Genomic DNA, 11,376 nt, shown 5'->3' with positions numbered 1-11,376 from the left:
GCTCGGTGGTCGCCCGATCGCTGAGGGTCAGCGTGAGCAGCTCGGGCTCGGCGGCCGCCGAGGCGAGCATCGCGCGAGCGCGATCGATCGCGGTCTGCTCGAGGTTGCCGCCGCCGACCGTGCCGAACACCGAGTCGGGCGCGACGACCATCTTCGCCCCGCCGTTGCGGGGAGCATGGCCGCGCACCATCGCCATCGTGACGAGCACCGCCGGCGTTCGCGCGTCGCGGAGCCGTTGCAGGGCCTCGAGCCAGTCCATGGCGCCGGTGCGGGCTAGGACCCGGGCGCGGCGGTCGGTACCCGATCGGGCGCCGCGGGTGCGGGTGCCGCTCGGGGTACCGCAGGTGCCGCTGCCCCCGGTGCTGTGGACGCGGGTGCCGCTGTCGCTGCGGCTCGCGCCGCCTCGACGGCCCAGAACACGGTCTCGGGCGTCGCCGGCGAGCCGAGTTCGACGCTGTGGCCGGCCGGCCCGAACGCGCCCACCGCCGCGCGGATCGCCTCGCGGGCGCTGAACGCGAGCATGAGCGGCGGCTCGCCGACGGCCTTCGAGCCGTAGACCGCGCCGTCTTCGCGCGCGTTCTCGAAGAGGCGCACGTTGAACACCTCGGGCATCTCCGAGAAGCTCGGCAGCTTGTAGGTGCTCGCCGATTGCGTCAACAGGCGACCGCGGTTCGGACCGTCGGTCTCGTCCCAGCGCAGCTCTTCGAGCGTGAGCCAGCCGACGCCCTGCACGTAGCCGCCCTCGAGCTGGCCGAGGTCGAGCATGGGCGAGAGCGAGTCGCCGACGTCGTGCACGATGTCGACGCGGCGCACCCGCGTGGCACCCGTGAAGCCGTCGACCTCGACCTCGGTCGCGGCGGCGCCGTACGCGAAGTACTTGAACGGGGAGCCCTGCATCAGATCGGGGTTCCAGTGCAGCCCTTCGGTGCGGTAGTAGCCCGCCGCCGAGAGCTGCACGCGCTGCAGGTACGCCGCGTTCGCGACCTCGGCGAAGGTGAGCCGCCCGTCGACGTTGCCGAGCCCGGTGACGAACCCGCCCTCGAAGCGCACGTCTCGTGCGTCGACATCGAGCAGTCGGCCGGCGACATCAGCCATCCGGGCGCGGATCTGCTCGCAGGCGTCTTTCACGGCACCGCCGTTGAGGTCGCTGCTCGACGAGGCGGCGGTCGCCGAGGTGTTCGGCACCTTGTCGGTGCGGGTCGGGGCGAGCCGCACCTGATCGAGGCGCACGCCCAGTGCAGTCGCCGCGACCTGCAGCATCTTCGTGTGCAGGCCCTGGCCCATCTCGGTGCCGCCGTGGTTGACGAGCACCGAGCCGTCTTTGTAGACGAGCACGAGCGCACCGGCCTGGTTGAACGCCGAGAAGTTGAACGAGATGCCGAACTTCACGGGGGTGATCGCGAGCCCCCACTTCGAGTCGGGGTGCGCCGCGTTGAACTCGGCGACCTCGCGGCGGCGGGCCTCGAGATCGGCCTCCTCGACGAGTTGATCCCAGATCGCCGGCAGCCGCTCGGCGTCTTTCACGAGCTGCCCGTACGGCGTGTGCTGGCCCGGGCGGTAGAAGTTCCGTCTCCGCAGTTCGGCCGGCTCGATGCCGAGCACCGGGGCGACGCGGCCGAGCACGTCTTCGATGAGGAACATGCCCTGCGGCCCGCCGAAGCCGCGGAACGCGGTCTGCGAGGTCTTGTTCGTCTTCGCGATGCGCCCGTGCACGTGCACGTTCGGGATCCAATAGGCGTTGTCGATGTGGCAGAGCGCCCGGCCGAGCACGGGTTCCGAGAGGTCGATGCTCCAGCCGCCGTCGGCGGTGAGGGTGGCCTCGAGCGCCTCGATCAGCCCGTCGTCGGAGAACCCCGCCCGCCACTCGATGTGGAACGGGTGGCGCTTGCCGGTCATCGTGATGTCTTGCGTGCGGTTCAGCCGCAGTCGCACCGGCCGGCCGGTGAGCTTCGCGCCGAGCGCGGCGATGGCGGCGAACCCGTGCGGCTGCATCTCTTTGCCGCCGAACGCGCCGCCCATGCGCAGGCACTGCACGGTGACCCGGTTCGACGGAACGCCGAGCACGTGGGCGACGATCTCCTGCGTCTCGGAGGGGTGCTGCGTCGAGCTCTGCACGAAGTACTGGCCCTCGGAATCGAGCACCGCGAGCGAGGCCTGCGTCTCGATGTAGAAGTGCTCTTGACCGCCGACCTCGCAGACGCCTTCGAAGACGCGCGCCGAGCCGGCTATCGCCGCCGATGCGTCGCCGCGTGCGACGGTGCGGGCGATGCCCTGGTACGAGTCGGCCGCGATCGCCTCGGCGACGGTGACGATCGACGGCAGGCGTTCATACGAGACGCGCACCGCTGCGGCGCCGAGTCGCGCCGCCTCGGGCGTCTCGCCGAGCACCCAGACGAGGGCGTGACCCGTGTACATCGCCTCGCTCGGGAAGAGCGGCTCGTCGTGCTTGATGCCGGCGTCGTTGACGCCCGGCACGTCATCGGCCGTGAGCACCCGTACGACGCCGGGCACGTCGTACGCCGGGGCGACGTCGACCCGCACGCGGGCGTGCGCCTCGGTCGACTGCACGGGCCACGCGGTCAACACCCCGGCGGTGTGCGCAGCGAGGTCGTCGGTGTACATCGCGGCGCCCGTGACGTGCAGCGCCGCGCTCTCGTGGGCCGCGCGGAGCCCGACGACGGGGTTGGCCGGACGGTCGGCGAGCGCACTCATGCCGGCACCTCACTCGCGAGGGCGGTGCTGCGGTGGAGCTTCACGAGCGCGGTGCCGAGCATGAACGAGCGGTAGTCGCTCGAGGCCCGATGATCGGAGATCGGGGTGCCCTCGGCCGCCAGCACCTTCGCCGCGGCGCGCACGGTGTCGGCGTTCCACGGCCTGCCGACGAGCGCCGCCTCGGTGGCGAGCGCGCGCAGCGGCGTGGCCGCCACCCCGCCGAGGCCGATGCGGGCCGACGTGACGACGCCGTCGTCGACGTCGAGCGCGAAGCCGAGGGCGACGCTCGAGATGTCGTCGAACCTGCGCTTGGCGATCTTGTGGAACGCGGCGACGTTCGCGAGCGGCAACGGGATGCGCACGGCTCGGATGAGCTCGTCGGGTCGGCGCAGCGTCTGGCGGTAGCCCGTGAAGTAGTCGGCGAGCTCGATCTCGCGCTCGCCCGTGCTCGAGGCGAGCACGAGGCGGGCGCCGAGCGCGAGCAGCGCCGGCGGGGTGTCGCCGATGGGCGAACCCGTGCCGAGGTTGCCGCCGAACGTCGCGCGGTTGCGGATGAGGCGCGAGGCGAACTGCGGCAGCAGCTGGGCGAGCAGCGGCACGCCGCCGTCGAGCCGGCGCTCGACCTCGGACAGGGTGAGCGCCGCGCCGACCTCGATCACGTCGTCGCCGATCGAGAGCGTGCGCAGCTCGTCGAGCCGCTCGATCGCGACGACGAGGGGCGGGCGCAGCCCGCGCAGGTTCACCTCGACGCCGACATCGGTGGCGCCCGCGACGACGAGCGCGCCGGGCTCGTCGCGAAGCAGGCCGAGGGCTTCGTCGAGGCTCGCCGGGCGGATGAATCGGCCGGCGTTCGATCGCAGTTCGGTCGGCACCGCGGCGGGTGCAGGTCGGGCACGGCGCTCGGCGAGTGCGTCGCCCTCGGCCGGTGAGCCGAGCTCGTACGCGGCATCGCGGATGGGCCGGTAGCCCGTGCACCGGCAGAGGTTGCCGCTGAGCGCATGCAGGTCGAACCCGTTGGGTCCGTGCTCGGCGTGCCCCTCGTCCTCACCCTCGCCCTCGGCGGCGGGTGCGCGGTCGGCGCGGTAGTACTCGTCGGCCATGCTGCACGCGAAGCCCGGCGTGCAATACCCGCACTGCGAGCCGCCGGCGCTCGCGAGCCCCTGCTGCACGGGATGCAGCGCCTCGGGGGAGCCGAGCCCCTCGGCGGTCACGACCTCTTGCCCGTTCAGTGCCGCAGCGGGCACGAGGCAGGCGTTCACCGCGGTCCACGCCGTGCCGCCCCGGTCGTCGGGCGTGGCGAGCAGCATCGCGCACGCCCCGCACTCGCCCTCGGCGCAGCCCTCTTTGGCGCCCGACAGGCCGATCTCGCGCAGCCAGTCGAGGGCGTTCGTGTGCACGGCCGCGAGCAGCGGGCGTCGCCGACCGTTGACGGTCACGGCGATGTCATCCATGGTCGAACTCCTCCGCGGCGCTGCGTTGGCTCCGGGTCGCCGTCGGCGACTCGGTGGTCAGAGTCTACGCGTCGACACTCCCGTGGTCATTGCGCCCGCGACGCAGAGCCGACGATGATGAACTGAATGCGCGCCGCGCCCGCGAACCACGACGAAGTGGGAGGTACCGCCTGTGATCGAGATCACGACGAGCACGGTCGACGGCGGCGAGCAGATCCTGAGCCCCGATGCCCTCGACTTCGTCGAGCAGCTGCACCGCCGCTTCGACGCCGCCCGCCGGCGCCTGCTCGCCGACCGGTCGACGCGTCGTGCGGCGATCGCCGCCGGGGAGGGGTCGCTCGACTTCCTCCCCGAGACCCGCGCAGTGCGGGTCGGCGATTGGCACGTGGCATCCGCCCCCGATGCCCTGCGCGACCGACGCGTCGAGATCACCGGCCCGGCGTCGCCGCCGAAGATGGCGATCAACGCGCTGAACTCCGGCGCCAGGGTCTGGCTCGCCGACTTCGAAGACGCCTTGAGCCCGACGTGGGACAACGTCGTCGGCGGGGTGCTGAACCTCCGCGACGCCGCCCGCGGCACGCTCGCGTTCACCGCGCCCGACGGCAGGGAGTATGCGCTGCGCACCGACGCGGAGCTGCCGACCGTCGTCACCCGCCCGCGCGGGTGGCATCTGCCCGAGCGGCATGTGCTCGTCGATGGCGAGCCGGTCGCGGCGTCGTTCGCCGACTTCGGGCTGCACTTCTTCAACACCGCGCAGTTGCTCATCGCGAGCGGCCGCGGCCCGTACTACTACCTGCCGAAGCTCGAGAGCCACCTCGAGGCGCGGCTCTGGAACGACGTCTTCGTGTTCGCGCAGGAGGCGCTCGGGATTCCGCGCGGCACCGTGCGCGCGACCGTGCTCATCGAGACGATCCCCGCGGCCTTCGAGATGCACGAGATCCTCTTCGAGCTTCGCGAGCACGCGTCGGGGCTGAACGCCGGCCGGTGGGACTACCTCTTCAGCATGCTCAAGGTGTTCCGCGACGCGGGCGACGCATTCGTGCTGCCCGACCGCTCGCAGATCGCGATGACCGCGCCGTTCATGCGCGCCTACACCGAGCTGCTCGTGCAGACCTGCCACCGCCGCGGCGCCGTCGCGATGGGCGGCATGGCCGCGGCGGTGCCGAACCGCAACGACCCCGAGGCCACGCGCGCGGCCTTCGACAAGGTGCGCGCCGACAAGCTGCGCGAGGCGCACGACGGGTTCGACGGCTCGTGGGTCGCGCACCCCGACCTCGTACCGATCTGCATGGAGGTCTTCGACGAGGTGCTCGGCGACCGCGAGAACCAGCTCGATCGGCAACGGCCCGAGGTCGCGGTGACCGCCCGCGAGCTGCTCGACGTCGCCTCGACCGGGGGCGAGGTCACCGAGGCGGGTCTGCACGCGAACCTCTCGGTGGCCGTCGTCTACACCGCGGTCTGGCTCTCGGGCAACGGCGCGGTCGCGATCCACAATCTGATGGAGGATGCCGCGACCGCGGAGATCTCGCGGTCGCAGGTGTGGCAGCAGCTGCGGGGCGGCGTGGTCTACGCCGACACCGGTCGCAGGGCGACCCCCGAGCTCGTGCGCAGCGCGCTCGCCGAAGAGGTCGAACGGCTGCGCGGCAACGTCGACGCCGAGCTGTTCGCGGCCTGCTACGAGCCGGCCGCGGCCCTCATCGCCGAGCTCTGCCTGTCGCCCGAGTACACCGACTTCCTCACCCTGCCCGCCTACGAGCTTCTCGGCTGAGCCATGGCCCACGTCCGCAGCGCGCGCGCCGCACCCGCCCCCCGCACCGCGCTGACCGCACGCGACCTCGCCGCGGTCGACCGACGCCTCGCCGCGACCGACGCGCTGCTCGCGGACGCCTACCCCGGCGACGACGGCTCGCGCCAGCCCGTGCACACCGTCTACGTTCCGGCCGACCGGTACGTCGCCGGTCTGCCCGCCGAGTGGGGCGCTGCGGCGCTCGCCGCGGCCGAATCCGCAGGCGGCCTCGAGGCGCTCGCCGTGCGCGTCGGCCTCGATGCGGCGCTCGTCGACGCCGTCGTGCCCGCCGTGCGCGACAAGCTCGAACGCGAGCCGATCGAAGACCTGCGGCTCGACTTCGAAGACGGCTACGGCGATCGCGGTGACGAAGTCGAAGACGCCGACGCATGGCGCATGGCCGAACGCGTCGCCGCGACGGTCGCCGCCGGGCTCGCACCGCCCTTCATCGGCGTGCGGTTCAAGAGCTTCGAGGCATCGACGCGGGCGCGCGGCATCCGCACCCTCGATCTCTTCGTGACGACCCTCGTGGCCCGCGGTCCGCTGCCCGACGGCCTCATGCTGACGCTGCCGAAGGTCTCGACGGTCGCGCAGGTCGAGGCCATGGCAGAGATCGCTGCGGCCCTCGAGCGGGCGCACGGGCTGGCCGAGGGCCGGCTGCGCTTCGAGGTGCAGGTCGAGACGCCGCAGCTCGTGCTCGGCCACGACGGCGTCTCGCCGCTCGCGCAACTGCCCGGCGCCGTGCCCGGCCGCATCAGCGGGCTGCACTACGGCACCTACGACTACAGCGCGGCGCTGGCGATCTCGGCGGCGAACCAGTCGATGGAGCACCCCGTCGCCGACTTCGCGAAAGAGGTCATGCAGCTCGCGGCCGCTGGCACCGGCATCAGACTCTCCGACGGGTCGACGAACATCCTGCCGGTCGGCGACCACGCTATCGACGCCTGGCGGCTGCACGCCCGGCTCGTGCGCCGCTCGCTCGACCGCGGCTTCTTCCAGGGGTGGGATCTGCACCCGCATCAGCTGGCGACCCGGTTCATCGCGACGTACGGGTTCTACCGCGAGGGGTACGCCGCGGCGGCCGAGCGCCTGCGGGACTACCTCGGCGGCGGCGGTGGCGGCCGTGACGGCAGTGCCGGCGCGGCCCGCGCAGTGCTCGACGAACCGGCCACCGCCCGCGCGCTCGCCGGCTACGTGCTGCGCGGCGTCGAGTGCGGCGCGCTCGCCGACGCAGAGATCGCCGCCGACCTCGGCATCGATCGGCGGGGCCTCGTGCGCTTCGCCCACCCGAAGCTCGCGAAGGAGTCACCATGAGCTACTACACCCCGCAGGGCGGGCTGCCCGGCCAGACCGAATTGCTCACCGACCGGGCGATCGTGAAAGCGGCCTACACCGTCATCCCGAAGGGGGTGCTGCGCGACATCGTCACGAGCAAGCTGCCGGGCTTCACCTCGACGAGGTCGTGGATCATCGCGCGGCCGATCGCGGGCTTCGCGACGACCTTCTCGCAGCTGATCGTCGAGATCGGGCCGGGCGGCGGGGCCGATCGGCCCGAGCCCGAGGCGGGGGTCGAGGGCGTCGTGTTCGTCACGAGCGGCTCGCTCTCGCTCGCACTCGAGGGCGATCGGCACGTGCTGGGGCCGGGCGGCTACGCCTACCTCGCCGCCGGCGCCGAGTGGTCGATCGCGAACGAGGGCGACGAGGCCGCGGGCTTCCAATGGATCCGCAAGGCCTACGAGCCCGTCGCCGGCATCGCGGCGCCGGCCTCGTTCGTCACGAGCGATCGGGATGTCGCGCCACGCGAGATGCCCGGAACGAACGGGGCCTGGGCGACGACGCGGTTCGTCGACCCCGACGACCTCGCGCACGACATGCACGTCAACATCGTGACCTTCCAGCCGGGCGGCACGATTCCGTTCGCCGAGACCCACGTCATGGAGCACGGGCTCTTCGTGCTCGAGGGTAAGGCCGTCTACCGCCTCAACGACGACTGGGTCGAGGTCGAGGCGGGCGACTTCATGTGGCTCCGGGCGTTCTGCCCGCAGGCGTGCTACGCGGGCGGGCCGGGCCCGTTCCGTTACCTGCTCTACAAAGACGTCAACCGGCAGATCAGGCTCACATGACTCGGGCGACCGATGGCGGCGAGAGGGTCGGGACCGACGGGTTCGACCTCGTGATCCGGGGCGAGCGCGTGCTGCTCGGCGACGGGTTCGAGCCGGCCGAGGTCGCCGTGCGCGACGGCGTCATCGCGCGCATCGCGCCGCTCGGCACCGCGCTCGGCACCGCGCTCGCGGGGTCGGCGATCCTGCAGCTCGCCGACGACGAGGTGCTCATCCCCGGGCTCGTCGACACTCACGTGCACGTCGACGAACCCGGCCGTACCGAATGGGAGGGGTTCGCCTCTGCGACGCGCGCCGCGGCGGCGGGCGGCGTCACGACGATCGTCGACATGCCGCTCAACAGCATTCCGCCGACCACCTCGGCCGACGCGCTCGAGGTGAAGCGGCGGGCCGCCGCAGGGCAGGTCTTCGTCGACGTCGGATTCTGGGGCGGTGTCGTGCCCGGCAACCTCGCCGAACTCGCGCCGCTCGACAGCGCGGGCGTGTTCGGGTTCAAATGCTTCCTGCTGGATTCGGGGGTCGACGAGTTCTCCGCGGTGACGGCCGACGAGATGGAGGCCGCGATGGCGGAACTCGCCGCGACCGACTCGCTGCTCGTCGTGCACGCCGAAGACGCGCACGTGATCGAGGCGGCGCCGCACCCGCACAGCACCCGGTACGCCGACTTCCTCGCGTCGCGCCCGCGTGAGGCCGAAGACACGGCGATCGCCGACGTCGTCGAACGCGCCGCTCGCACGGGGGTGCGCGCGCACATCGTGCATCTGAGTTCGGCGGACTCGCTCGGCCGCATCGCCGACGCCCGGCACGCGGGCGTGCGACTCTCGGTCGAGACGTGTCCGCACTACCTCACCCTCGCCGCCGAAGAGATCCCCGTCGGGGCTACGGCGTTCAAGTGCTGCCCGCCGATCCGCGAGGCCGCGAATCGCGATGCGCTCTGGGCGGGCCTCGAAGCGGGCGCCATCGACTTCATCGTCTCGGATCACTCGCCCGCGCCGGCCGCACTGAAGTACGCGGGCCACGGCGACTTCGCCCTGGCCTGGGGCGGCATCTCGTCGTTGCAGCTCGGGTTGCCGCTCGTGTGGACGGGGGCGCGCGAACGCGGCATCCCGCTCGAACGGGTCGTGGAGTGGATGTCGGGGGCGCCGGCGCGTCGAGTCGGCCTCACGGGCAAGGGCCGCATCGCCGAGGGCGCGGCGGCCGACTTCGCCGTCTTCGCACCCGAACAGACCTTCACGGTCGACGCCGCCGCGCTAGAGCACCGCCACGCCGTGTGCCCGTACGACGGGCGCGAACTCACCGGGGTCGTGCGCACGACCCTGCTCGCGGGGCGCCGGGTCGACCGGGACGTCGCACGCGGCCGCCTGCTGCGCCGTGACGGCCTGCTGAGCCGAGACGGCGCGCTGCGCCGGGCCAGCGCGCCCGACAGTACGCCCGACAGTACGCCCGACAGCGCGCTCGACAGCGCGCGGCACCATGTGCCGCGCCGAGGGGAGACCAGCTCGTGAGGCTCGAGGTATTCAACCGGGTCGACCGTCAGTCCGCGCTCGACGTGCTCCGCCCGTGCCTCGACATCCCGCGCTGGGGCGAACAGCTCGCCGACGGCCGCCCCTACGCCTCGATGGACGAGCTCGTGGCGGCGGCCGGGGCGGCCGCGTCGCCGTTCACCGCCGACGAGGTCGAGGGCGCGCTCGCGCACCATCCGCGCATCGGCCGCCGCCCCGACGGTGAGAGCACCGAGGCGGGCATGTCGCGCCGCGAGCAGGCCGGGGTCGACCCGAGCGACACGGCCGTGGCGGCTGCACTCGCCGCGGGCAACGCCGCCTACGAAGCGCGATTCGGGCGGGTCTTCCTCATTCGAGCCGCCGGCCGGTCGGCGAGCGAGATGCTCGAGGCGCTCGGCGAGCGGCTGACCAACTCGCCCGTCGAGGAAGAACTCGTCGTCGCCGAGCAGTTGCGCGAGATCGCCGCGCTTCGACTGAAGGGAACCCTGACGGCATGACCACCTCCCAGATCACGACGCACGTGCTCGACGCGACCGTCGGCCGCCCCGCAGCGGGGGTTCCGGTCGAATTGTCGGTGCACGAGACATCCGGCTGGATCATCGTCGGCGCCGGTGTCACCGACGCCGACGGCCGCGCGACCGCCCTCGGACCCGAATCGGTGCCGACGGGCCAGTACCGCCTGCGCTTCGACACCGGCGCGTACTTCGCCGCACGCGGCACCGACACGTTCTATCCCGAGGTCGTGCTGCACTTCGAGGTCGCCGAGGCCGGGCGGCACTACCACGTGCCCCTGCTGCTCAGCCCCTTCGCCTATTCGACCTACCGAGGAAGCTAGAACCCGACGGATGGAGAGACCGTGGATGGAGAGACCGTGGACGCAGACACCATGACCGACGGCGGCATCGTGCTCGGACCGAACCAGTACGGCAAGGCCGAGGTCCGCGTCGTGAAGGTCACCCGCGACACCGATCGGCACGAGATCAACGACCTCAACGTGACCTCGCGGCTTCGCGGCGACTTCGCCGCTGCGCACCTGTCGGGCGACAACGCGCACGTCGTGCCGACCGATACGCAGAAGAACACGATCTTCGCGTTCGCGCGCGACGGGGTCGGGTCGCCCGAGGCGTTCCTGCTGCGGTTGGCCGAGCACTTCACGTCGTCGTTCGACTGGGTGAGCGGCGGCCGCTGGGAGGCGGAGAGCTACGCGTGGCAGCGCATCACGGCGCACGGTGAAGCGCACGACCACGCCTTCGTGCGTTCGGGACAGGAGACGCGCACGGCCGTCGTGGTCGCGGACGGCGACGAGCGGCACGTGCTCGGCGGACTCGAGGGGCTCACCGTGCTGAAGACGACGCAGTCGGGCTTCGAGGGCTTTCCCCGGGACCGCTACACGACCCTGCAGGAGACGGGCGACCGGATTCTGGCAACGGATGTCGCGGCCCGCTGGCGCTACGCCCGCGCCGGCGTCGACGTCGACTTCGACGCCGTGTACGAGAGCGTTCGGGCGCTGCTGCTCGAGGCCTTCGCCGAGCGCTACTCGGCCGCGCTGCAGGCGACCCTCTTCGAGATGGGCGCGCGCGTGCTCGAGGTGCACCCCGAGATCGCCGAGATCCGGTTCTCGATGCCGAACAAGCACCACTTCGTGGTCGACCTCGGCCCCTTCGACCTCGACAACCCGGGCGAGGTGTTCTTCGCGGCGGACCGGCCGTACGGGCTCATCGAGGCGACGGTGACACGCGACGGTCTCGCGCCGGCTCCCGCCGCCTGGGAGGGCGGCAGCTTCCTCGGGTGAGCTCTGCAGGAAC

At 72.2% G+C, this 11,376-nt stretch carries 10 protein-coding genes; 7 read left to right on the top strand and 3 right to left on the bottom strand.

Annotation, left to right across the window (positions count from 1 at the left end; translation table 11 throughout):
* The 3 genes from ACWGST_RS16370 to ACWGST_RS16360 form a co-directional block, all read right to left on the bottom strand.
* A partial coding sequence (locus tag ACWGST_RS16370) for an XdhC family protein (protein WP_452047728.1) occupies nt 1–259 on the bottom strand: 259 nt, incomplete at its 3' end.
* A gap of 14 nt (nt 260–273) precedes the next feature.
* Nucleotides 274–2,712 carry a xanthine dehydrogenase molybdopterin binding subunit gene (gene xdhB, locus ACWGST_RS16365; protein ID WP_452047727.1) on the bottom strand — a complete coding sequence of 813 codons (2,439 nt, stop codon included), beginning with the start codon at nt 2,710–2,712 and terminating at the stop codon, nt 274–276.
* Nucleotides 2,709–4,163 carry a xanthine dehydrogenase small subunit gene (locus ACWGST_RS16360; RefSeq protein WP_452047726.1) on the bottom strand — a complete coding sequence of 485 codons (1,455 nt, stop codon included), beginning with the start codon at nt 4,161–4,163 and terminating at the stop codon, nt 2,709–2,711. The genes xdhB and ACWGST_RS16360 overlap by 4 nt, the downstream gene beginning before the upstream one ends.
* A gap of 172 nt (nt 4,164–4,335) precedes the next feature.
* Between ACWGST_RS16360 and aceB the strand changes: the two genes are divergently transcribed.
* From aceB to pucL, 7 genes are read left to right on the top strand one after another with little or no spacing between them, the layout of a single operon-like run.
* A complete protein-coding gene (aceB, locus tag ACWGST_RS16355) occupies nt 4,336–5,931 on the top strand; it encodes a malate synthase A (RefSeq protein WP_452047725.1) in 1,596 nt (531 codons plus the stop codon).
* A 3-nt stretch (nt 5,932–5,934) separates the two neighbouring features.
* A complete protein-coding gene (locus ACWGST_RS16350; protein ID WP_452047724.1) occupies nt 5,935–7,263 on the top strand; it encodes a DUF6986 family protein in 1,329 nt (442 codons plus the stop codon).
* Nucleotides 7,260–8,072 (top strand): bifunctional allantoicase/(S)-ureidoglycine aminohydrolase, encoded by an 813-nt coding sequence (locus ACWGST_RS16345; RefSeq protein ID WP_452047723.1) that lies wholly within the window; start codon nt 7,260–7,262, stop codon nt 8,070–8,072. Before ACWGST_RS16350 ends, ACWGST_RS16345 begins: the two co-directional genes overlap by 4 nt.
* A complete protein-coding gene (gene allB / locus ACWGST_RS16340; RefSeq protein WP_452047722.1) occupies nt 8,069–9,574 on the top strand; it encodes an allantoinase AllB in 1,506 nt (501 codons plus the stop codon). Before ACWGST_RS16345 ends, allB begins: the two co-directional genes overlap by 4 nt.
* Entirely contained in the window at nt 9,571–10,068 is a 498-nt protein-coding gene (gene uraD / locus ACWGST_RS16335; RefSeq protein ID WP_452047721.1) for a 2-oxo-4-hydroxy-4-carboxy-5-ureidoimidazoline decarboxylase, read from the top strand. The genes allB and uraD overlap by 4 nt, the downstream gene beginning before the upstream one ends.
* Nucleotides 10,065–10,406 (top strand): hydroxyisourate hydrolase, encoded by a 342-nt coding sequence (gene uraH / locus ACWGST_RS16330; protein ID WP_452047720.1) that lies wholly within the window; start codon nt 10,065–10,067, stop codon nt 10,404–10,406. Before uraD ends, uraH begins: the two co-directional genes overlap by 4 nt.
* Before the next feature lie 51 nt (nt 10,407–10,457).
* Nucleotides 10,458–11,363 carry a factor-independent urate hydroxylase gene (pucL, locus tag ACWGST_RS16325; RefSeq protein WP_452047729.1) on the top strand — a complete coding sequence of 302 codons (906 nt, stop codon included), beginning with the start codon at nt 10,458–10,460 and terminating at the stop codon, nt 11,361–11,363.
* The last annotated feature ends 13 nt before the right edge of the window (nt 11,364–11,376 follow it).

The organism is Agromyces sp. NPDC055520, assembly GCF_053619715.1.
The sequence above is the reverse complement of the archived record's forward strand: the minus strand, read 5'-3'. Positions and strand labels throughout refer to the sequence as shown.